This is a genomic window from Streptomyces sp. NPDC051214 (assembly GCF_040682375.1).
Lineage (GTDB): Bacteria > Actinomycetota > Actinomycetes > Streptomycetales > Streptomycetaceae > Streptomyces.
This window is the reverse complement of sequence record NZ_JBFBAT010000009.1, coordinates 1-21,816: the sequence shown is the minus strand read 5'-3', so window position 1 is coordinate 21,816 and position 21,816 is coordinate 1. Positions and strand designations below refer to the sequence as shown.

22 protein-coding genes and 1 pseudogene are annotated in these 21,816 nt (G+C 71.0%); 13 read left to right on the top strand and 10 right to left on the bottom strand.

Annotated elements, in window-relative coordinates; all coding sequences use genetic code 11:
- The first annotated feature begins 46 nt into the window (after positions 1 to 46).
- Together AB0M70_RS23775 and AB0M70_RS23770 are read left to right on the top strand one after the other, a co-directional pair.
- Complete coding sequence (locus AB0M70_RS23775) at positions 47 to 907, top strand: helix-turn-helix transcriptional regulator (protein ID WP_365822465.1); 861 nt, start codon at positions 47 to 49, stop codon at positions 905 to 907.
- Between the two features lie 93 nt (positions 908 to 1,000).
- Positions 1,001 to 1,216 (top strand): DUF397 domain-containing protein, encoded by a 216-nt coding sequence (locus AB0M70_RS23770; RefSeq protein ID WP_365822463.1) that lies wholly within the window; start codon positions 1,001 to 1,003, stop codon positions 1,214 to 1,216.
- A gap of 34 nt (positions 1,217 to 1,250) precedes the next feature.
- Here AB0M70_RS23770 and AB0M70_RS23765 read toward each other — a convergent pair whose 3' ends face one another.
- From AB0M70_RS23765 to AB0M70_RS23755, 3 genes are all read right to left on the bottom strand, one after another.
- The gene (locus tag AB0M70_RS23765) at positions 1,251 to 2,747 is read right to left on the bottom strand and encodes a glutamate synthase subunit beta (protein ID WP_365822461.1); all 1,497 of its coding nucleotides are present in this window, start codon (positions 2,745 to 2,747) and stop codon (positions 1,251 to 1,253) included.
- A gap of 151 nt (positions 2,748 to 2,898) precedes the next feature.
- Entirely contained in the window at positions 2,899 to 3,378 is a 480-nt protein-coding gene (locus tag AB0M70_RS23760; protein WP_365822459.1) for an anthrone oxygenase family protein, read from the bottom strand.
- 202 nt (positions 3,379 to 3,580) lie between these two features.
- The gene (locus AB0M70_RS23755) at positions 3,581 to 4,273 is read right to left on the bottom strand and encodes a DUF2293 domain-containing protein (protein WP_365822457.1); all 693 of its coding nucleotides are present in this window, start codon (positions 4,271 to 4,273) and stop codon (positions 3,581 to 3,583) included.
- A gap of 86 nt (positions 4,274 to 4,359) precedes the next feature.
- Between AB0M70_RS23755 and AB0M70_RS23750 the strand changes: the two genes are divergently transcribed.
- The 3 genes from AB0M70_RS23750 (at position 4,360) to AB0M70_RS23740 (ending at position 6,038) form a co-directional block, all read left to right on the top strand.
- On the top strand, positions 4,360 to 4,992 hold the full coding sequence (locus tag AB0M70_RS23750) for a uridine kinase (protein ID WP_365822455.1): 633 nt from the start codon (positions 4,360 to 4,362) through the stop codon (positions 4,990 to 4,992).
- Positions 4,993 to 5,067: 75 nt separating this feature from the next.
- On the top strand, positions 5,068 to 5,472 hold the full coding sequence (locus AB0M70_RS23745) for a PPOX class F420-dependent oxidoreductase (protein ID WP_365822453.1): 405 nt from the start codon (positions 5,068 to 5,070) through the stop codon (positions 5,470 to 5,472).
- Between the two features lie 146 nt (positions 5,473 to 5,618).
- Positions 5,619 to 6,038, top strand: coding sequence for a CBS domain-containing protein (locus AB0M70_RS23740; RefSeq protein WP_365822451.1), 420 nt, complete (start codon positions 5,619 to 5,621; stop codon positions 6,036 to 6,038).
- A 95-nt stretch (positions 6,039 to 6,133) separates the two neighbouring features.
- Here AB0M70_RS23740 and corA read toward each other — a convergent pair whose 3' ends face one another.
- Positions 6,134 to 7,270 carry a magnesium/cobalt transporter CorA gene (gene corA, locus AB0M70_RS23735; protein WP_365822449.1) on the bottom strand — a complete coding sequence of 379 codons (1,137 nt, stop codon included), beginning with the start codon at positions 7,268 to 7,270 and terminating at the stop codon, positions 6,134 to 6,136.
- A 147-nt stretch (positions 7,271 to 7,417) separates the two neighbouring features.
- On the opposite strand from corA, the gene AB0M70_RS23730 reads away from it, so the two are divergent.
- A complete protein-coding gene (locus AB0M70_RS23730) occupies positions 7,418 to 8,221 on the top strand; it encodes a methyltransferase domain-containing protein (RefSeq protein ID WP_365822447.1) in 804 nt (267 codons plus the stop codon).
- A gap of 471 nt (positions 8,222 to 8,692) precedes the next feature.
- On the opposite strand, the gene AB0M70_RS23725 is transcribed toward AB0M70_RS23730, so the two are convergent.
- Entirely contained in the window at positions 8,693 to 9,595 is a 903-nt protein-coding gene (locus tag AB0M70_RS23725; RefSeq protein WP_365822445.1) for a sugar kinase, read from the bottom strand.
- Positions 9,592 to 10,497, bottom strand: coding sequence for a pseudouridine-5'-phosphate glycosidase (locus AB0M70_RS23720; protein ID WP_365822443.1), 906 nt, complete (start codon positions 10,495 to 10,497; stop codon positions 9,592 to 9,594). The genes AB0M70_RS23725 and AB0M70_RS23720 overlap by 4 nt, the downstream gene beginning before the upstream one ends.
- A 99-nt stretch (positions 10,498 to 10,596) precedes the next feature.
- On the opposite strand from AB0M70_RS23720, the gene AB0M70_RS23715 reads away from it, so the two are divergent.
- Together AB0M70_RS23715 and AB0M70_RS23710 are read left to right on the top strand one after the other, a co-directional pair.
- On the top strand, positions 10,597 to 11,031 hold the full coding sequence (locus AB0M70_RS23715; RefSeq protein ID WP_365822441.1) for a VOC family protein: 435 nt from the start codon (positions 10,597 to 10,599) through the stop codon (positions 11,029 to 11,031).
- Positions 11,032 to 11,104: 73 nt separating this feature from the next.
- A complete protein-coding gene (locus tag AB0M70_RS23710) occupies positions 11,105 to 11,470 on the top strand; it encodes a cupin domain-containing protein (protein WP_365822439.1) in 366 nt (121 codons plus the stop codon).
- Positions 11,471 to 11,494: 24 nt separating this feature from the next.
- Here the strand turns inward: AB0M70_RS23710 and AB0M70_RS23705 are convergent, their stop codons facing one another.
- From AB0M70_RS23705 to AB0M70_RS23695, 3 genes are all read right to left on the bottom strand, one after another.
- Entirely contained in the window at positions 11,495 to 12,757 is a 1,263-nt protein-coding gene (locus AB0M70_RS23705) for an MFS transporter (protein ID WP_365822437.1), read from the bottom strand.
- Positions 12,758 to 12,849: 92 nt separating this feature from the next.
- Positions 12,850 to 13,428, bottom strand: a complete 579-nt coding sequence (locus AB0M70_RS23700; RefSeq protein WP_365822435.1) for a methylated-DNA--[protein]-cysteine S-methyltransferase — start codon at positions 13,426 to 13,428, stop codon at positions 12,850 to 12,852.
- A 52-nt stretch (positions 13,429 to 13,480) separates the two neighbouring features.
- Complete coding sequence (locus AB0M70_RS23695; protein ID WP_365822433.1) at positions 13,481 to 14,377, bottom strand: glycerophosphodiester phosphodiesterase family protein; 897 nt, start codon at positions 14,375 to 14,377, stop codon at positions 13,481 to 13,483.
- Positions 14,378 to 14,626: 249 nt separating this feature from the next.
- Between AB0M70_RS23695 and AB0M70_RS23690 the strand changes: the two genes are divergently transcribed.
- The 5 genes from AB0M70_RS23690 (at position 14,627) to AB0M70_RS23670 (ending at position 21,664) form a co-directional block, all read left to right on the top strand.
- Complete coding sequence (locus AB0M70_RS23690; RefSeq protein WP_365822431.1) at positions 14,627 to 15,493, top strand: MHYT domain-containing protein; 867 nt, start codon at positions 14,627 to 14,629, stop codon at positions 15,491 to 15,493.
- Between the two features lie 40 nt (positions 15,494 to 15,533).
- A complete protein-coding gene (uvrB, locus tag AB0M70_RS23685; protein ID WP_365822429.1) occupies positions 15,534 to 17,681 on the top strand; it encodes an excinuclease ABC subunit UvrB in 2,148 nt (715 codons plus the stop codon).
- Between the two features lie 133 nt (positions 17,682 to 17,814).
- Entirely contained in the window at positions 17,815 to 18,393 is a 579-nt protein-coding gene (locus AB0M70_RS23680) for a TerD family protein (RefSeq protein ID WP_363208074.1), read from the top strand.
- 70 nt (positions 18,394 to 18,463) lie between these two features.
- A complete protein-coding gene (locus tag AB0M70_RS23675; RefSeq protein WP_365822426.1) occupies positions 18,464 to 20,407 on the top strand; it encodes a TerD family protein in 1,944 nt (647 codons plus the stop codon).
- Between the two features lie 261 nt (positions 20,408 to 20,668).
- Positions 20,669 to 21,664 (top strand): TerC family protein, encoded by a 996-nt coding sequence (locus AB0M70_RS23670; protein WP_365822424.1) that lies wholly within the window; start codon positions 20,669 to 20,671, stop codon positions 21,662 to 21,664.
- Positions 21,665 to 21,716: 52 nt separating this feature from the next.
- On the opposite strand, the pseudogene AB0M70_RS23665 reads toward AB0M70_RS23670, so the two are convergent.
- Positions 21,717 to 21,816 (bottom strand): annotated as a pseudogene (locus AB0M70_RS23665) (IS5/IS1182 family transposase); the annotation flags it as partial.

Here is a 21,816-nt window from a genome sequence, read left to right as displayed (position 1 = left end):
AGGTGCGGAGTGAATTGGCATGTCATGGAGTACGTGGAGGTAGGACGTGAGCGAACCGCGGTCCGCGCCGACCGTCGGCCAGGTCGTCCTAGGCCGTCGTTTGCAGGACCTGCGTGAGCGCGCGGGCCTCAAACGAGAGGAGGCCGCGCGGATTCTCCGCGTGGCCCCCGCCACGGTCCGCCGCATGGAGATGGCCGAGGTCGCGCTCAAGATCCCGTATCTCCAGCTCCTCCTGAAGTCCTACGGCGTCGGCGACGACGAGGCGGACGCCTTCGTGACGCTCGCCGAGGAGGCGAACAAGCCGGGCTGGTGGCAGCGGTTCCACGACATCCTGCCGGGCTGGTTCAGCATGTACGTCAGCCTGGAGGGGGCAGCCAGCCTCATCCGGTCCTACGAACCGCACTTCGTGCCCGGTCTGCTGCAGACCGAGGAGTACGCACGTGGTGTGATGCGCTCCGGAGCGATCGGCCAGACCAATCCCGAGGACATCGAGCGGTATGTGGCGCTGCGCATGGAGCGCCAGTCGCTGCTCACCCGCGAGGACGCGCCACGGCTCTGGGTCGTGATGGACGAGACCGCCCTGCTCAGACCCGTGGGCGGTCCCGAGGTGATGCGCGAGCAGATCGACAAGCTCCTCGAAGCCGTCGAACTTCCTCATGTGACCCTGCAGGTCGCGCCGTTCGCGGCGGGTCCGCACCCGGGCACGTACGGACCGTTCGTGCTCTTCCGCTTCGCCATGGCGGAACTGCCGGACATGGTCTACAGCGAGTACCTGACCGGCGCGGTCTATCTGGACGCGCGCACCGAGGTGGCGACCCACCTCGAGGTCATGGACCGCATGGCGGCGCAAGCCGCGACGGCACATCGCACAAAGGAGATCCTCCGGGATCTCCGCAAGGAGCTGTGAATGGATCGACACCGAGCCGGTACACGACCCGGGTCAAAACCCGGAGCCGGGACCCGTCCCGATTCCCGGGACGACTCCCGGATCTACAACGGCATGCCCGCCCGTGACCTCGGCAGCGAGGGCTGGCACAAGCCGTGGAGCGGTGGCAACGGCGGCAACTGCCTGGAGGCCATGAAGCTGGCCGACGGCCGGGTGGCGGTCCGCCAGTCGGCAGATCCGGACGGTCCGGCGCTGATCTACACGCACGGCGAGATCAACGCGTTCATCCAGGGGGCGAAGGCGGGGGAGGCCGACTTCCTGCTGTCGTGAGCCGTCTCCGGTCCTTCGCGGCCGGGCGGCGGTCTCAGGCGGTCATCGGCCGGTCGTACGGGCCGATCGGTGCCGCGAGCTGGGTCGTGCCGGTCAGCCACCGGTCGACCGCGGCGGCCGTCGCGCGGCCCTCGGCTATGGCCCATACGACCAGTGACTGGCCGCGGGCCGCGTCGCCGGTCGCGAAGACCCCCGGCACGTTGGTCGCGAAGTCCGCGCCGCGGGCGAGGGTGCCGCGGTCCCCGACGTCCAGGCCGAGCTGGTCGACCAGGCCGCCCGCGGTCCGCTCGGGCCCGGTGAAACCGAGCGCGAGCAGCACCAGGTCGGCGGGGAGTTCACGGGCGGTGCCGGGGCGAGGGCGGCGGTCCGCGTCGACCTCGGTCAGATGCAGCGCGCTCACCCGGCCCGCCGCGTCGCCGGTGAAGCGCAGGGTGGACGCGGCGAACAGCCGCGCGTCGGCGTCCGCGTCCGCAGCGGGGGCCGTGCGCAGCTCGCCCGCCTCCTCGTGCGCGGGGGAGAGGCGGTAGACCTTCGGGTACGTCGGCCAGGGCTCGGCCAGTTCGTCGCGTGCGTCGCCGGGCCGCCCGTAGATGTCCAACTGCGTGACGGACGCGGCCCCTTCGCGGATCGCGGTGCCCAGACAGTCCGCCCCGGTGTCCCCGCCGCCGACGATCACGACGTGCCTTCCGGCGGCGCTCAGCGGCGAGGCGTCGAGGTCTCCCTCACAGACGCGGTTGGCGAGCGGAAGATACTCCATGGCCTGATGGATGCCGCTCAACTCCCGCCCCGGGACGTCGAGGTCGCGCCAGGCGGTGGCGCCGGTGGCGAGCACCACCGCGTCGTGCCTGGCGCGCAGCTCGGCGGCACCGATGTCCTGCCCGATCGTGACGGACGTACGGAAGACCGTGCCCTCGTCCCGCAGTTGCGCGAGGCGCCGCTCCACGTGGTGCTTCTCCATCTTGAACGCGGGGATGCCGTACCGCAGGAGCCCGCCCGCGCGGTCGTCGCGCTCGTACACGACGACGGTGTGCCCGGCGCGCGTCAGCTGCTGTGCGGCGGCGAGCCCGGCCGGGCCCGATCCGACGACGGCGACCGTCCTGCCTGAGTGCCGGTGCGGGGGGCGGGGCGGATTGAGGCCGTCCTCCCACGAGCGGTCGGCGATGGCCACCTCGACGTTCTTGATGGTCACCGCGGGCTGGTTGATGGCGAGGACGCAGCCCGCCTCGCAGGGGGCGGGGCAGAGGCGGCCGGTGAACTCGGGGAAGTTGTTCGTGGCGTGCAGCCGGTCCGCCGCGGCACGCCAGTCGGCGCGTGAGACGAGGTCGTTCCAGTCGGGGATCAGATTGCCCAGCGGGCAGGCGTCGTGGCAGAAGGGGACGCCGCAGTCCATGCAGCGGTCGGCCTGCGGCTCGACGATGGGCAGCAGCGCGCCGGGGACGTACACCTCGTCCCAGTCCTTGACCCGCTCGCCGACGGGCCGGCGTGGCCATTCCTGACGGGGGGTGGTGAGGAAGCCCTTGGGGTCGGCCATGGCCGTCTCCCTCGCGTGCCTCTCGCGTGCCTTCTTGCGTGCCTTCTCGCGTGGTTCTGCGGGCTTTCGGCCACTGTACGACGGGAGGGCGGGGCGGGCATGTCCGCGGGGGCGGGCCCGGCGTGGGGGCGATCGGCCGGGGGCGATCGGCTCAGGTCAGGGCGAGGATGAACGATGCCGACGCGGCCAGGGAGGCGCCGACCCGGATGTGGTTCCACATGGTCCACTCCCGCACGTACGTACGCCAGCGGTCCGCGCTCTCCGGTGCCTGCGGGTCGAGCTTGGCGAGGGCGTCGTTGCGGGGGACGTTCGCGACGATGGTGACCCCGAACGAGCCGAACAGATACAGCGCGGCCCCCAGCAGCAACTCGACGGTGCCGTCGTCGGGCCAGAGCACGAAGGTGACCACGGCGACGACCGCGCTGAGGCCGGCGGCGCCCATGAACACGGTCATGAACCCGGCGGTGACCGCCTTGACGTTGATCGACTGCATGGCCGCGATGCCGTGCGCCGGGGGCAGGGCGGCGAGGCCCCGCATCACGAAGGTCGAGAACGCGACGAACGCGCCCGCGACGAGGCCGCAGGCGAGCGCGCCCAGCACCACGAGCACGAAATACGGTCCCTCGATCATGGCAACTCCCGCGTTGTGTAAGGCAGCCGACAGGTGAGCGAGCCGCAGTGATCCTCCATGGCGCGGCGCCGCATCACAAGTGAATTGCCTGGACGGGGTCCAGGGCCATACGCGGGGCTCGCGTCTGCATACGGGGGCGTCTGGCGGGGGCTTTCCGGGGGCCTCGGGAGGGGGGCGCCAGCGGGGAGGGGCCCCGTGGTGCTCAGACCGCCAGTTCATCCTGTCCCGGCCGCCAGGCCCGCAGCGTCGCCTCGACCGCAGGGGCGATCCGCCGACGCGCCTCGCCCCGGGGGACCCCGCTCATCAGGAGGCGGTCGTACGGCGTCTCCGTGTGCCGCACGGCGGCCACCACCGCGGCCGTCACCGCGGACGCGGACAAGGCCCGCCCCGCCGCACTCCGGCCCACCCGCCCGCTGCCCCGCACGGAGGCGTGCCCGGCGATCGCGAGGCACCGCTCCTCGGGGCACCCCGGGAAGAGCCGCCGTATCTCCTTCGCGAAGGCGGCGGTGAAGCGGACGTCCTCCAGGGCCCGGCGCGCCGCGTCCCGTGCCCGGCGCCGCGCCCGTGCCTCCGCGTCGGCGAGGCACCGCTCCTCGGCGCGCGCGAGCGCTGCCTCCTCGACGAGGACGCCCTGCCGCTCGTACCGTCCCTGGCGCCGGTTGAGGCGCACGACCACCGCCGAGAGCGCGCTCCCCTCGCGGGCCCGACGCGTCAGGGCGGTGTCGCCGCGGGGCAGGAAGACGAGATGGCCCAGGTCGGCGCAGTCCAGGCAGCGCGGCTCGGATTCCTGGACGACCAGCAGGGAGAGCGGCCCGCCACGGCACTCCGCACAGTGCCGGCGCTTGAGGGGCTGGATGGCGAGAAGTGCTTTCCGGGTGAGGGGAGTTGGTGCCATGCAGAAATGATTCCCCCGAACGGCCGGTGCTATCGCCGTCGAGCGAGGCCCGACGCCGCGGCAGGGCGCGCGGCATCATGGGACGAGTGCGACTCGAAGCGATCACCTGGGACCGGCTTACGGACATCCTCGCCGACCGGCTGCTCGACCTGAAGACGGCCGACGCGGGTTCCTGGCCCCGCATCGCCTTCGACGGGGCCCCGGCGGGCAGGCCGGGCGAGCTGGCCCAAGGCGTGGCCGAGGCGCTGCGGGTGCGCGGGCGGTCCGCGCTCGTCGTCGGCACGGAAGGCTTCCTGCGGCCCGCCTCGCTGCGCCTCGAGTACGGGCGGGAGGACGTGGAGGCGTACTACAGCGGCTGGTTCGACACCGGTGCCCTCTGGCGCGAGGTCTTCGGGCCGCTGGACCCGGGCGGCACGGGGCGCGTGCTGCCCGACCTGTGGGACCCGGAGTCGGACCGGGCGACGCGCAGCCCGTACGTGCAACTGCCGACCGGCGCACTGCTGTTGGTGCACGGCCCGCTCCTGCTCGGCCACTGGTTCCCCTTCGACCTGACGGTCCACACGAGCCTCTCGCCGGGCGCTCTGCGGCGGCGTACGGCACAGAGCGAGCGGTGGACCCTGCCCGCCTTCGAGCGGTACGCGGCGGAGACGGACCCCGAGGCGGTGGCCGACGTCGTCGTACGCGCGGACGATCCACGGCATCCGGCCTGGAGCGGTTGAGGGCGCGCGACGGCCCGCGGGGGATGTTCGGCGAAAACGCTTTTATATGCACGTGCATGTAGTTAGAGTCTGCGCATGGCCACCACAGCGCTCCACTTCAGCGAATCGGTCCGCTCCCTCCTCGACGGCAAGAACTTCGCCGGCGTCGCGACCCTCGGCCCCGGCGGTGCACCCCAGAACTCGGTGGTGTGGATCAAACGGGAGGGCGACACCGTGCTGTTCTCGTCCACCGCGCGGCGTCAGAAGGTCCGCAACCTCGAACGCGACCCACGCATCAGCATCTCGGTCTTCGACCTGGCCAACCCCTACACGTCGACCGAGATCCGTGGCGTCGCCGAGATCCTCCCCGATCCGCAGAAGCGGCTTCCGCGCGAGCTCTCGCACAAGTACCTGGGCATCGACCCGCCCGGCGAGAAGGACGAGGAGGCCCGGGTCATCATCAAGGTGACCCCGGAAAAGATCGTCGGCTTCTCGGCCTGAGATCCCAAGCCCATGCGCGGACCCGTCTCCCGCCTGGGGTGTCCGCCTCCGGAGTGCGGACCTCCGGGGGCCCGGCGAGAATGAGGGGCGCCGGGACTAGCGGTGCCTCCGCGCCGCGCCGGCCGTCCGGCACCGGGAGGTACCACATGACCACCGCCGGAGACATCATGCACCGGGGCGCCCAGTGGATCCCCGCACACGAGACCCTGGACCGCGCCGCACAACTGATGCGGCAGCTCGACGTGGGCGCGTTGCCTATCAGTGACGAGAACGAGCGCCTGTGCGGCATCCTTACCGACCGGGACATCGTGGTCGGCTGCGTGGCGATGGGCCACGACCCGTCCCGGGTGACCGCGGGCGACATGGCCAAGGGCACGCCGCGCTGGATCGACTCGGGCGCGGGCGTCGACGAGGTCCTCCAGGAGATGAAGGGCAGTCAGATCCGCAGGCTCCCGGTCATCGAGAACAAGCGCCTGGTCGGCATGATCAGCGAGGCCGACCTCGCCACGCACCTCGACGACACCCAGCTCGCGAGCTGGGTCGAAAGCGTGTACGCGAGGAGCTGACCACCGCAACTCGCGCTCGCTGCGCACCTATCGGCCGCCTCACCGTCCGGCGGCCACCGAGAACGTCCCCTCGTCCGTGACCTCGTAGAGCACGCCTAGAGCCAGCCGTTGCGGCGGAAGCCGCGGTAGAGCGCTACGCAGGTGGTGACGATGACGCCGATCACCAGGCCGTACCCGTACTTCCAGTGCAGTTCGGGCATGTGGTCGAAGTTCATTCCGTACACACCGCAGACCATTGTCGGCACGGCGATCACGGCGGCCCAGGCGGTGATCTTCCGCATGTCCTCGTTCTGCGCGACCGTCACCTGGGCGAGGTGGGCCTGGAGGATGGAGTTCAGGAGCTCGTCGAAGGCGGCGATCTGCTCCGTGACCCGCTTGAGGTGGTCGTCGACGTCCCGGAAGTAGGCCTGTATCTCCGGGGCGATCACCCGCAACGGCTGGGTGGAGAGGATCTGCAGGGGGCGGCCCAGCGGCACCACGGCCCGCTTCAGTTCGAGGAGTTCGCGCTTGAGCTGGTAGATCCGGCCGGGGTCCGCGCGCTCGCCCTCCTTGGAGAACACGTCCATCTCGACCTGGTCTATGTCCGCCTGCACCGCGTCCGTCACGACCAGATAGTCGTCCACGACGTGGTCGGCCAGCGCGTGCAGGACCGCCGCGGGGCCCTGGGCGAGCTGCTCGGGCGCCGCTTCGAGCTCCTCGCGCAGCGGGCCGAGCGAACCGTGGCGGCCGTGCCGCACGGTGATCACGAACTCCCGGCCCACGAAGACCATGATCTCGCCGGTGTCCACCACCTCGCTGGTCGCGGTGAGTTCGGCGTGCTCCACGTAACAGACGGTCTTGAACACGGCGAACAGCGTCTCGTCGTAACGCTCCACCTTCGGCCGCTGGTGGGCGTGGACCGCGTCCTCCACGGCGAGCGGGTGCAGGTCGAAGAGCTCGGCGATGCCCGCGAACTCGTCCTGGGTCGGTTCGTGCAGCCCGAGCCACACGAACCCGTCACCGCTCTTGCGGACCCGCTCGACCTCCTCGACGAGGTCGCGGCCGCCGTCCTGGCGCACGCCGTTGCGATACGTCACGCACTTCACCACTGCCGAGCCCAAGGGGGAGCGGGCGGGGTGACTCAGGTCGACTCTCTTGTGGCCCCGCACGAGCTGGGCGACCCGCGCGACTTTCCGCAGGCCGCCTACCTTGCGGAGGTTCCCTACCTTTCGCAGGTTGCCTGCCATCGACATGCGTGGCTCCTCGTTCTGGTGACTTGACGTGCCAGTGTGCCAGGGAGCTGCGACGGAGCGCCCGGAGCCTGTGGGAACGGAAGACTCCGCTCCGGGTGCTCGGAGCTGCCTCCCCGGGGCAAGCCGGGCAATCGCGATAATTGCCGCATGACGCTCATCGACGGCTATCTGACCGGTAATCGGAAACGGCACGCCGAGGGGGCGGGTGCGGGGCAGCGCTCCGACGCCTTCTCCGCGCTCTTCGACCCCACGACCTTCCGGCACATCGAGCGGCTCGGCATCGGGCCGGGGTGGCGCTGCTGGGAGGTCGGCGCGGGCGGGACCTCCGTCGTCTCCTGGCTCGCCAAGCGCGTCGGCCCCACCGGGCGGGTCCTCGCCACCGACGCGGACATCTCCTGGCACACGTCGGCCGCCCGGCCGCCGGTCGAGGTGCGCATCCACGACGTGGGGACGGAGGTGGCGCCGCCCGGCGGGGGCTTCGACCTTGTCCACGCGCGGCTCGTCCTCGCCCGGGTGCCGGACCGGGAGCGGGCCCTGCGCTCGATGATCCGGGCCCTGCGGCCGGGCGGGCGTCTGCTGGTCGAGGAGGTGGACCCGGCCCTGCAGCCCCTGTCCTGCCCGGACGAGCACGGGCCGGCGCAGCAGTTGGCGAACCGCATCCGGCACGCGCTGCTCACCCAGCGCGGCACCGACCTCGCGTACGGCCGCGGGTTGCCCCGTCTGCTGCGTACGGCGGGCCTGCGCCAGGTGGAGGCCGACGCGTACTTCCCGCTGACCTCGCCCGCCTGCGCGGCGCTGGAGACGGCCACGATCCAGCAGTCCCGGACGGCCCTGACGGCCGCGGGGCTCGCCACGGACGCGGACATCACCGACCACCTGACGAACATCACCACGGAACCCCTGGACCTGGCCACACCCCCACTGATCTCAGCCTGGGGCCGCAAACCGTAACCCCAACCCCCTCCGAGCCCCTCCGAGCCCCTCCGAGCCCCTCCCTGCGAAGCTCCCCCTCCCGCCCGTCCTCGGCACCCTGCCGCACCCGCCCTGAGGTACCAGCTCGACAGGAGGGGGTGGGGGGCGCCGTGCCACGGCGGAAAGGGCACGGGGTGCCCTGCCGGGAGCACCGCACCTTAAGGCGGTCCGTCCGTCGCCCACGCGCCCGTCAGCCCGCGCTCCCGGGCCGCCGGGAGAGGGACGGGGGGGCGTGCCCTGCCGGGAGCGGAGCACACCCCCAACCCCGCAAGCCGCTCTGCCGCCCGCCCGCCAGCACCGTGTGCCGCCCGCTTCGGAAGGGGGCACGGTGGGGGTCCTGCCATGAGCCGAGCAGAGCACCGCAGAGCAACACGCCCTGCCGCTCGCCCGCCCCGCGTGGCGGCCCTTCGGAAGTGGGCGGAGGAGCGCCCCGCCAAAAGCGCCGCACCCTCAAGCCGGTCTTCCGCCCACCCGTTCCACCGCCCTTGCTCCCGCCCTGCACCCCTCCGCCGTTGCCTCGGCGAGGGCCGCGCCCCTCAGGTGTGTCGTGAGGAACGCTCCCGTGAACGCGTCGCCCGCCCCCGTCGAGTCCACCGGGGTGGTCGGCAGTGCCGGGAGCTTGGCCGCCACCTCGCCACCCCGGGCGACCAGCGCCCCCGCGGCGCCCCGCTTGACCACCACCGTGTGGAAGCGGCGGCTCAGCTTCCTCGCTGCTTCCTCCAGGTCGCCCGCAGGCTCAAGCAGCCGTAGCTCTGACTCGCTCGGCAACAGCACGTCCACCCCGTCCACCGCCGCCAGAAACCGCTCCACCCCCAGCTCGGCGAGGAAGCCCGCCGACGCGGGGTCCACGCTGACCGGTACTCCACGCGCGCGTGCCGCCGCCAAAGCCGTCTCGGCCGCCCCTCTGCTCGGCCCGGCGAAGAACAGATACCCCGACAGGTGCAGCCACCCCACGCCGTCCAGGAGCCCCGGCGACCAGTCGGCGGCCGACAGGCGCAGCGACGCGCCGCTGTCCGTGAGGAACGTCCGTTCCGCCCCGGCACCCCCGTCGACCAGGCAGATCACCGTCCCCGTGGCCGCCTCGGGGTCGACCACGATCCGTGGGCGCACCCCCGCACGCGTGAGCGCCGCCTCGTGCCATGCCGCCGAGTCCGCGCCGGCCCGCCCAAAGAACCGTACGTCGCGGCACCCCCAAGAAGCCGCCCAGCACGCCACGTTGGCGCCCGCGCCACCCGGCACCGTACGGATCGCCGCCGCCGTGTCCGTGCCGGGAAGCGGCGGCGTGCGGTGCCGGGCGACGACATCGGTGATGACATCACCGACGATCAGTAAGGCGCCCTGCTCCGAACTCACCGTTCCGCCCAAGCCGCCGCGACCCGCCCCGCGAGGCGCACATTGCCCCGCACCGCCGCGAGATTGGCGCTCAGCGAGGCCCCCTCCGTACGCCGCACCAGCTGGTCCAGGAGGAAGGGCGTGACCGCCTGCCCGGTGATGCCCCGCTCGGCGCACGCCTCCAACGCTTCGGCGAGCACGCGCGCGTGGAGCGCCGGATCGAGCTGCTCCGCCTCCGGCACGGGGTTCGCCACCAGGAGCGCGGACTCCGGGCCGCCCACCGCGTCCTGGGCCCGCATCACCGCCGCGACCTCCTCCGGAGTCCGCAGGGTCCAGTCCACCGGATGACCGGAGTCGGTGAGATAGAACCCGGGGAAACGATCCGTCCCGTATCCCGCCACCGCCACACCCAGCGTCTCCAGACGCTGCAGCGTCGCCGCGACGTCCAGGATCGACTTCACCCCCGCGCACACCACCGTGATCCGCGTCCGGGCGAGCAGCCCCAGGTCGGCGGACTCGTCCTGGGTCACCGTCCACTCCCGGTGCACCCCGCCGAGCCCACCCGTGGCGAACACCCGTACGCCCGCCCGCGCCGCGAGCAGCGCCGTCGCGGACACCGTCGTCGCCCCGCTCGCACCCGCCGCCACCGCGAGGGCCAGGTCGCGGTGGCCCAGCTTGCGAATGCCGTCCTCGTTCGCGACTCGCTCCAACTGCTGCTTTTCCAGGCCGACATGGAGGCGCCCGTCGAGTACGGCGATCGTCGCGGGGACAGCGCCCTCCTCGCGTACGACCGCTTCGAGCTCACGCGCGACCTGGAGATTGCGCGGGCGCGGCAGCCCGTGCGCGATGATCGTGGACTCCAGGGCGACCACGGGCCGCCGGTCCGCCACAGCCGCCTGTACCTCGTCGGACACCACCAACACGGGCCTGCCTCCTGCCTGTCGGGTCTCCTCTCATCCCTGGCGATCGGCGCGCCGCGCCAAACCCTTGCGGCGCCGGGGACGGGACAGCAGCCTGGCGGCATGACGGACAACACGACACGTCTCGACCACGTCGTCCTGTGGGTGCGCGATCCCGCGGCGGCAGCCGGCTTCTACGAGAAGGTGCTGGGCCTGGAACCCCTGCGCGTCGCCGATTTCACGGCGGGCAAGGCCGCGTTCCCCTCCGTGCGGCTCAACGAGGAGACCATCTTCGACCTCGCCCCGCTCACGCTCGCCGAACGCATGGACGTCGTGCCGGACGCGGCCCAAAGCGCGGGCCACCCCGTCAACCACGTCTGCCTCGCCCTCGCGGAGACCGACTTCGAGGCACTGCGCGCCCGCCTGGAGGAGCACGGGACCCCGGTGTCGGACATCGCGCACAACGCCTTCGGGGCTCGCGGCATGGCCCGCCGCAGCTTCTACTTCCGCGACCCGGACGGGAACATCTTCGAGGCGCGGCATTACGGAGAGGAGTAGGAGTAGACGGGCGTGGGGAGGAGGGGTGACCCCCGCCGGAGCACCGTGACGAGCCCAGCTAAGGTGACCGGCCATGACCACGAATGATCAAGCCGTCGCTTCTTTTGCCGTGCACATTCCGGATGCCGAGCTGGAGGCCGAGCCCCTCGACCCCGAGCAGATCGTGTCCGGCACCCCGGAGGTCACCGGCAAGGTCCTGTGGGAGTCGGCCGACGGCAAGCAGCTGCGCGGCATCTGGCAGATCACGCCCGGCGTGGTCACCGACACCGAGGCGAACGAACTTTTCGTCGTCGTCAGCGGCCGCGCCACCATCGAGGTCGAGGGCGGCGACGTGCTGGAGATCGGCCCCGGCGACGCGGCCGTCCTGCGCGAGGGCGACCGTACGACGTGGACCGTGCACGAGACGCTGCGCAAGGCGTACCACATCACGCTGCCCTGAACTGCGGGCCCGACCGCTCCTGCTTCAGGCCTTCTTGACCGCCCTGCGGAGCGCGAGGGCGGCCATCGGCAGCAGTACGCAGACCCCGATGAGGTTGAGCCAGCCGTAGCTGGCCCGCGCGACGATCAGGCCGGCCGCCGCGCCGCCGATGCCCGCCGCCGTGTTCATGGTCAGGTCCGAGAGGCCCTGCACGGCGGCGCGCGCGGGCTGCGGGACCGAGTCGGTGAGCAGCGCGGAGCCCGACACCAGGCCCGCGGACCAGCCGAGGCCGAGCACGAAGAGACCGGCGGCGGTCTGGCCGTGGCTGGGCCCTGCCGTACCCGCGAGCAGCGCGGCACAGCACAGCAACCCGACCGCGAGTCCGATCACGGAGAGCCGACCGAACCGGTCGGAGAGCCAGCCCATCACAGGCGACAGCGCGTACATGCCCGCGATGTGGCCGCTGATGACCAGGCCGACCAGCTGCAGGCTCGCCCCGTGGTGCCCCAGGTCGACCGGGGTCATGACCATGATCGAGACCATCACCGTGTGCGAGGCGGCCACCGTCACCAGGGCGAGCCGGGCCATCGGCGACGCGGCCACCGCGGCGACACCGGCCCGCAGGGAGCGGCTCTGCGCGGAGTGGTTCTCCTGCGGGGCGAGCGCGCGGGCGGTGAGCAGCGGGTCGGGGCGCAGCAGGACCGCCACCACCAGACCGGCGACGGCGAAGATCCCGGCGGCGAAGAGGAAGGGCCCCGCCGCCTCGGGTATGGAGGTGCCGGCGAAGGCGCGGCTCGTGGGCGCCGCGATGTTCGGGCCGAGGACCGAGCCGATCGTGGTGGCCCAGATGACGAGGGAGATGGCCCGGCCGCGCCGGTCGGGCTCGGCGAGGTCGGCCGCCGCGAAGCGGGCCTGCAGGTTGGCCGACGAACCCGCGCCGAAGCCGGCCATGCCGAGCAGCAGCAGGGGGAAGCTCTCGATGACCGCGGCCAGGACCACGAGCCCCGCTCCCAGCGCGCCGATGAGATACGCGAGGACGAGGCCCGGCCGCCGTCCGCGCGACGTCATCAGGGCGGCGAGCGGCAGCGAGAGCAGTGCCGTGCCGGCCACGGACGCGGTGGGCGCGAGGCCGGACAGCGCCTCCGTCCCGCTCACCTCGGTCGCCAGCATCGGTGCGAGGGCGATGCCGATCGGTACCCCGAGCCCGCCCAGTATCTGACTGGCGACCAGCACCGCGGTGGTCCGGCGGCGCAGCGCGGGCAGCGCTTCCGGCGCGGGTATGTCAGGAGCGTCGAGGGTCGAAGTCACTGACGCAGTGTGCCAGGACGTTCGAACGCGGGAAACAGGGATTTCACGGCACGCCCCGCACGGTGCGGGAGCCTCGGAGCGGTGCGGGAGCCTCAGAACAGCGGCTGTGGCAGGACCCCCTCCAAAGCGAGAAGCCGGCGCTTGGTCTCGACGCCGCCGCCGAAACCGCCGATGCCGCCGTCGCTCTCGACCACCCGGTGGCACGGGACCACGACCGGCAGCGGGTTGGCGCCCATCGCCATGCCGACCGCCTGGGCCGCGCCGGGCTGGCCCACGCGGCGGGCGAGGTCCCCGTACCCCACGACGGCGCCGTACGGAACGGTGGTCAGCTCGCGCAGGACCTGGCGGTTGAAGCCGGAGATCAGCGACCAGTCGAGCGGCAGCTCGAAGTCGTGCCGCTCGCCCGCGAAGTACGCCGAGAGCTGGCGCACCGGCTCGGCGAGGAGCGGGGACCCGGGAGCCTCGACCGGCTCGGCCCCCAGCCGGGAGCCGAGCCGCTCGACCGCCTTGTCGCGTATCTCGTCCGTGGCGTGGAAGACGACGCTGACCAGGCCCTCGTCGGTCGCGGCGAGCAGCAGCGGTCCGATGTCGCTCGCGACGACGGCCCACACCACCTGCCGCGCCCCGTCCCGACCCGGCCGGCCCTGCCCGTGCTGCCCGTTGGCGTTCATGTGGACCACCGTACGACCGGGCACTGACAACGCCGTCCGCGCCGGGGCGGCGTCAGCCGGAGACGGCCTTGCGCACGACGTCGGGCGTGTTCGTGATGATGCCGTCCACCCCGAACCCGGCCACGCGCTTGGCGGCGGCCGCGTCGTTCACGGTCCACGTGAAGATCTCCAGGCGCTTGCGGTGCGGCCCCTTGAGCGCGTGGATCGCGGAGACGTACTCGGCGGAGATGGAGCCGTGCGTCGAGTTGATCTGGTCGGAGAACTTGGCGTACGCGGGCAGATCGGCGACCGCGGGCGTGCCGAGGAAGCCGGTCTTGACGTCGGGCCGCAGCTCGTGGACCTTCTTGACGCTGTCCGCGCTGAAGCTCTGGATGACCAGCTTGCTCCTGACGTGGTGCTTGTCCAGCCAGCCCGTCCTGCGCAGGACGTCGAGGCCCTGCTTCTCGATGCCCGGGTACAGCTCGGGCTTCTTGAACTCGAAGACGAGCTTCTGGTGGTTGCGCGAGACGCGGTTCATGTACTGCTTCAGCGTCGGCACCCGCTGGCCCGCGTACTTCGGGCTGAACCAGCTGCCCGCGTCCAGCCGGGCGATCTCCGCCGCGGTGAAGTCCGCGACCTTCCACGGCGCGCGGTCGGGGAAGAGCTCCTCGACGTTCGTCGTTCGCTTCAGGTTGTCGTCATGCATGATCACGAGCTCGCCGTCCTTGGTGCGCTGGACGTCGTTCTCGACCCACCGGAACCCCATGTCAGCCGCCTTGTCGATGGCTGCGAAAGTGTTCTCGGGCGCGTAGGCGGAAGCGCCCCGGTGCGCGACGACCAGGGGGGTGTCGTGCGAGGCGGACGTCCGCACGGACGTCTGGTCGGCGGCGTGAGCGGAGGCGGAAGGGAGAGCCAGTGCACCGGCTCCAAGAAGAGCGGCAGTGGTGGCAGCGGCAACGCGTGCGTACAACGGTGACTCCTCGCGATGTTCGGGCACGGACCGGATGAGAGTGACAGTCCACGGCCAACGCGAGACAGGTGCAGGATGGCCACAGGTTGAACGGAGACAGCCGGGATTCTTTCCCGGAAAATCGTTCGCAAGTTCCGGAGTGAGCTTTACTCTCTGCGTCAGCCCATGGCCTCTCAGTACGCGGTCGGCTGGGGCCACTTGGGGGCAATCCCGGGCATTCGGATACAACGGGCGGAAGGGCTACCGCGCATGCAGGGCACTGTCGACGGATTCAGCTATGGACTTGTCACGCCGGTGGCGGCGTACCTCATGGCCTGCCTCGGCGGAGCGCTCGGCCTTCGCTGCACCACCAGGTCGCTCCTGGTCGCCCACTCCTGGCGGCCCGGCTGGCTCGCTCTGGGGTCGGCGGCGATCGGGTCCGGCATCTGGACCATGCACTTCATCGCGATGATGGGCTTCACCGTCGACGAGGCCCCGATCCACTACGACAAGGCGCTGACCTTCGCGAGTCTCGCCGTGGCCATCGTCATGGTCGGCATCGGGATCTTCATCGTGGGGTATCGCGGCGCCACCGGAACGGCCCTGTTCACCGGCGGGACGATCACCGGTCTGGGCGTCGCCTCGATGCACTACCTGGGAATGGCCGGTATGCGTCTGCGCGGGACGCTGGAGTACAACACCCTCACGGTCTCCGCATCCGTCGTGATCGCCGTCGTGGCCGCCTCCGCGGCCCTCTGGGCGGCCGCGCAGGTCAGGGGTTTCCTCTGGAGCCTGGGCGCGAGCCTCGTCATGGGTCTCGCCGTCAGCGGCATGCACTACACCGGGATGGCCGCCCTCAAGGTCCATCTGCACGGCTCGTCCGCGGCGCCCACCGGGGGAGACTCGCCCGCCGAACTGCTCGCGCCCATGATGGTCGGCCCGCTCGCCTTCCTCCTTCTTGCGGGGGTGATCGTGATGTTCGACCCGCTGATGGTGATGGGGAAGGCCGAGCTCCAGAACGCCGCACAGGCGCAGCACGCCCCCTACCCCGTCCCCCGCTCGGGCGACCGCCACGCCCCGCGGGCGGGCCGCAGGCCCCCGCAGCGACCCGGCTCGAGGACCCCGCAGAGCTGGTGATCCGGCGCCGTTGTCAGTGGGGGGTCGTACGGTTGGTTCCATGCGGCCCGTATCCAAGATCGAACGCACGGTGGCACCTTTCGAGGTCGTCAGCAACTACCAGCCAAGCGGCGACCAGCCGGCGGCCATCGCCGACCTGGAGCGGCGCATCACCGCAGGTGAGAAGGACGTCGTCCTGCTCGGCGCGACCGGCACCGGCAAGTCGGCCACCACGGCGTGGATGATCGAGAAGCTCCAGCGCCCCACCCTCGTGATGGCGCCGAACAAGACACTGGCCGCCCAGCTGGCCAACGAGTTCCGAGAGCTCCTGCCGAACAACGCGGTCGAGTACTTCGTCTCGTACTACGACTACTACCAGCCCGAGGCGTACGTCCCGCAGTCGGACACGTACATCGAGAAGGACTCCTCGATCAACGAGGAGGTCGAGCGCCTGCGCCACTCCGCGACGAACTCGCTGCTCACCCGGCGTGACGTGATCGTGGTCGCCTCCGTCTCCTGCATCTACGGCCTCGGCACCCCGCAGGAGTACGTCGACCGGATGGTGTCGCTCAAGGTCGGCGACGAGATCGACCGCGACCAGCTCCTGCGCCGTTTCGTGGACATCCAGTACACACGGAACGACCTGGCCTTCGCCCGCGGCACCTTCCGGGTGCGCGGCGACACCATCGAGATCTTCCCGGTCTACGAAGAGCTGGCCGTGCGCATCGAGATGTTCGGCGACGAGATCGAGGCGCTCTCCACGCTGCACCCGCTCACCGGCGAGGTCATCAGCGACGACGACCATCTGTACGTCTTCCCGGCCTCGCACTATGTGGCGGGCCCGGAGCGCCTGGAGAAGGCCGTCACCGGCATCGAGAAGGAGCTCGCCGAGCGCCTCACCGAGCTGGAGAAGCAGGGCAAGATGCTGGAGGCCCAGCGCCTTCGCATGCGCACGACGTACGACCTGGAGATGCTCCGCCAGATCGGCTCCTGCTCCGGCGTCGAGAACTACTCGATGCACTTCGACGACCGCGAGCCCGGCTCCGCCCCGAACACCCTCATCGACTACTTCCCCGAGGACTTCCTCCTCGTCATCGACGAGTCGCACGTCACGGTCCCGCAGATCGGCGCGATGTACGAGGGGGACGCGTCCCGCAAGCGCACCCTGGTGGACCACGGCTTCCGGCTGCCGTCCGCGCTGGACAACCGCCCGCTCAAGTGGGAGGAGTTCCTCGGCCGCATCGGCCAGACGGTCTACCTCTCCGCGACTCCGGGGAAGTACGAGCTCTCGCGCGGCGACGGCTTCGTCGAGCAGATCATCCGCCCCACCGGCCTCATCGACCCGGAGGTCGTGGTCAAGCCCACCGAGGGGCAGATCGACGACCTGGTGCACGAGATCCGCACGCGCACCGAGAAGGACGAGCGCGTCCTGGTCACCACGCTCACCAAGAAGATGGCCGAGGACCTCACCGACTACTTCCTCGAGCTGGGCATCCAGGTCCGCTATCTGCACAGCGACGTCGACACCCTGCGCCGCGTCGAGCTCCTGCGCGAACTGCGCGCCGGTGAGTACGACGTCCTGGTCGGCATCAACCTCCTGCGCGAGGGACTCGACCTGCCCGAGGTCTCCCTGGTCTCGATCCTCGACGCCGACAAGCAGGGCTTCCTGCGCTCCGGCACCTCGCTGATCCAGACCATCGGCCGCGCGGCGCGCAACGTCTCCGGTCAGGTCCACATGTACGCGGACAAGGTCACCCCCGCGATGGAGCAGGCCATCGAGGAGACCAACCGCCGCCGCGAGAAGCAGATCGCGTACAACAAGGAGAAGGGGATCGACCCCCAGCCGCTGCGGAAGAAGATCAACGACATCGTGTCGGCGATCGCGCGCGAGGAGGTCGACACGGAGCAGCTCCTCGGCACCGACTACCGCAAGGCGAAGGGGGGCGACGCGGGCACGGCTACCAAGGCGCCGGTGCCCGCGCTCGGCGGGAAGGCGAACAAGGCGGGCAAGGCGGCCAAGGGCAAGGCCGCCGAGAAGGTGCCCACCGACCGCCCCGCGGCCGAACTGGCGGAGCAGATCGAGGAGATGACCGCCCGGATGCGCGCGGCCGCCGCGGACCTCCAGTTCGAGATCGCGGCACGGCTGCGTGACGAGGTGTCAGAGATGAAGAAGGAGCTCAGGCAGATGAGGGAGGCAGGGCAGGCGTAGGCGTACTGCCTGGTGTGTTGCAAGACCGACACAAAGTGCTGCCCGCGGTGCGGCACTGTCAGTGCCTCTGCATAAGGTGCTGGGCAACCGCACAGACCGGCGGTTGCCCAGGCAGTTCGAGAGGGGACAGCGCGTGACGGTCAACATGACCAAGGGTCAGGCCATCAGCCTGCAGAAGGACGACGGGGGCGCCCTGACCGCGGTGCGCATGGGGCTCGGCTGGCAAGCGGCCCCGAGGCGGGGCCTGTTCGGCACGCGCACGCGTGAGGTCGACCTGGACGCGTCGGCGGTCCTGTTCGCCGACAAGCAGCCGGTGGACGTCGTGTTCTTCCGTCACCTCGTCAGTGACGACGGCTCCGTGCGGCACACCGGCGACAACCTGGTGGGCGGTGTCGGCCAGGGCGGGGACGACGAGGCGATCCTCGTCGACCTGCAGCGCATCCCGGTCCACATCGACCAGATCGTCTTCACGGTGAACTCCTTCACGGGCCAGACGTTCCAGGAGGTGCAGAACGCGTTCTGCCGCCTGGTCGACGAGACCAACGGCCAGGAGCTCGCCCGGTACACACTCGACGGCGGCGGTCAGTACACCGCGCAGATCATGGCGAAGGTCCACCGCGCGGGCACGGGCTGGCAGATGACGGCCATCGGCAACCCCGCCAACGGCCGCACGTTCCAGGACCTGATGCCGTCGATCCTGCCGCACCTGTAAGCACGCGGCACGCCACGTGGCACGCCGCGCGGCACCAACAAGTTCAAAGGGCACGAGGGGGACGAAGGCGATGACGGCCGAGCTGGTCCGGGGGCAGAACCACCCGCTTCCCGAGACCCGTCTGGAGATCCGGGTCTCGATCGGCAAGCCGATCGTGGCGGGGGTCACGCTCAGCGACGAGCAGGGCAAGGTGCGCGGCACGGACTGGGTGGCCCACCCCGGCTCGCCCACGCTGCCCGGGCTCGAAGTGCCCAGGCAGGCGGCCGCCGACCACCGCCTCGCGGTGGACCTCGACGCCGTCCCGGAAGCGGTGCACCGGGTGAACGTCCTCCTCGCGCTGCCCGTCGGCGTCGGGGGCCCGGTCAGCTTCGGTTCCCTCGCCGCCCCCTTCGTCGCCGTCACCGCGCTGGACGGCTCCGAGGTCGCCAGCTACACCATCACCGACCTGGACGCCGAGTCCGCCGTCGTCGCCCTGGAGCTCTACCGCAGGCAGGACGCCTGGAAGGTGCGCGCCGTCGGCCAGGGGTACGCGGGCGGCCTCGCCGACATGCTCACCGACCAGGGCCTCCCGCAGGCCCGCGAACTGGCGGGCTCGATCAACGAAGCGGTGGCGCAGGGCCTGGCCCGTTCCGTGGCCGCGCCGCCGCCACGCTCCGCGGACGAGGCCCGGGTGCGGACGACGGGCCAGACCGCCGCACCCGGCCCGGCGGCGCCGGCCCCCGGCCCGGACAGCGCCGCGTCCCCGCAGCCCGCCCCGGCGCACCAGCCGGGCGACGCGAGCGCCACCACGGGCGGCCCGGTCAACTACACCCACCCCGGCCGCCAGACCAGCGCACCGCCACCGCCCTCACCGGCCGCGGCCCCGGCCGAACCGGGCAAGGCCGCCCAGCCCGTGGCGGGCGACGCGACGGGCTGGTCCATGGAGGAGCGCCTCTACAACCAGGTGTGGGGCATGTTCGAGGACCTGGCCCGCTCCACGGCCGCGTATCGCAGCGCCGTCGACTTCGCCGAGTCGCGCATGGAGCAGGAGCTCGACAAGGTCCTCTCCGACCCCCGCAGCCGCATCGGCAACACCGGGGACGTCGCGCGCGAGGCCGCCCGCGCCAAGCACGGCCTCCTCGTCGACCGGGCACGGGCGGCCCTCGACCGCGACCTGGGTCAGCTCGCCGCCGAGTCCGAGGTCGTCGAGCCCGCCCTGCCCCTGGCGTTCGCCGGCTGGGACAGCCCGGTCTGGCACGCCTACCGCACCCCGATGGAGATCCCCATGGCGCTGCGCCTCGGCGACCTCCATCTGCCCGAGCGCCCGGACCTGCACATTCCGCTGCTCGTCCGGTTGCCCCTGGAGCGCGGCCTGTGGATCGACAGCGGCCGCTCGTCGGGCACGGACTCCCTGGCCGACACGGACCAGTTGCGCCGCCTCGCCATGGACAGCGCGGTCGCGCACGCCGCGCGGCTCCTCGCGGTCTATCCCGCGGGCGAGTTCACGGTGCACGTCATCGACGCGGCGGGCTCCGCGGCCGGAGCGCTCTCCCCGCTGGTGGCGGCGGGCGTGCTCGACGGAGCCCCGGCCGCTGGTGCGGCGGGTGTCTCCGCCGTGCTCGCCAAGCTCACCCAGCGCGTGGACCTGGTGCAGATGGCCGTGCGCGCGGGCGCCGCCGACGCGCTGCCGCCGGACCTGGACACCGCCGAGCAGCTCCTGATCGTCAACGACTTCCCGCACGGCTTCGACGACCGCGCGGTGACCCAGCTCCGCTATCTCGCGGACGAGGGCCCCGCGGTGGGCGTGCACCTGATGCTGGTCGCCGACCGCGAGGACGCCGCGGAGTACGGCCCGCTGCTCGACCCCCTCTGGCGGGCCCTCATGCGCCTGACCCCGGTGGCCGACGACCACCTCGCCGACCCCTGGGTCGGTCACGCGTGGACGTACGAACCACCGATGGCGCCGCCCGGCAGTCGGGTGCTCGAGCAGGTCCTGAACCAGGTCGCGCACGCCCGGCGCACCGGCGGCCGCTGACGGTAAAGCGACTTTCGATCGGCCCTGACCTGCGCTCTTGGCTTCACTTTGGATTGCCCTTTACCAATCCTTGGTGTTTCGCGTACTCTTCTTGCAGCGGAGGGGAGTACTCCCGAACGCGACGTGCCCGTCAATACGGATCGCCATCGATCCCGGGGCGTCGGCCCGCGGGGCGGTGAGCCGCCTCGGGTGGAAGAGACCTCCGGCAGCGACGACGCTGATCAGTAGCCGTACGACGCCGGAGGCGCAGTGGACGTTTCAATGACCCTTTGGGTGCTGACCATTCTTGGTCTGATCGCCCTGATCGCGGTCGACTTCTTCATCGGACGCAAGCCGCACGACGTATCGATCAAGGAAGCCGGAATCTGGACGGTCGTCTGGATCGTGCTGGCCGCGCTCTTCGGAGTGGGCCTGCTGATCTGGGGCGGCGGTCAGCCGGCGGGCGAGTTCTTCGCGGGCTTCATCACCGAGAAGTCACTGAGTGTCGACAACCTCTTCGTCTTCATCCTGATCATGGCGAAGTTCTCGGTGCCCACCCACCTCCAGCAGCGCGTGCTGCTGTTCGGTGTGCTGATCGCCCTGGTCCTGCGAGCGATCTTCATCGCCGCCGGCGCCGCGGTCATCGCCAACTTCTCCTGGGTCTTCTACATCTTCGGCGCGTTCCTGATCTACACCGCCTGGAAGCTCATCCAGGAGGCGCGTGCCGATGACGACGAGGAGGAGTGGGAGGAGAACCGCCTCCTGAAGGCCGCCGAGAAGAGGTTCGGCGTCGCCGACCAGTACCACGGCACCAAGCTCTTCATCAAGAAGAACGGCAAGAAGATCATGACGCCGCTCATGATCGTCATGCTCGCCATCGGCACCACCGACATCCTCTTCGCGATGGACTCGATCCCCGCGATCTTCGGCCTCACCCAGGACCCGTACATCGTCTTCACGGCGAACGCCTTCGCCCTGATGGGTCTGCGTCAGCTGTACTTCCTCATCGGCGGACTGCTCAAGAAGCTGGTCCACCTCAGCTACGGCCTCTCGGTCATCCTGGGCTTCATCGGCGTGAAGCTGGTCCTGCACGCCCTGCATGAGAACGGCGTGCACGTCCCCGAGATCTCCATCCCGGTCTCGCTCGGCGTCATCTGCGGTGTCCTGGTCATCACCACGATCACCAGCCTCATCGCCTCCAAGAAGCAGGCCGAGAAGGACGCCGCCGAGAACAAGGAAGCGGCCGACGAGTCCCCGAAGGACAGCATCGAGGCCTGACGGCTTCGAAGAGCTTCGAAGAGCTTCAAAGAGTCACAAAGGGAGTGGCCCGCGGCGATGGGCGAATTCCAGGGGTCGTAGCAACACAGTGATCAACTGGCTGTCGCCAGGAGCTTAGCGAGGCGCTCGGCTGGGGTTTCCCAGCCGAGCGT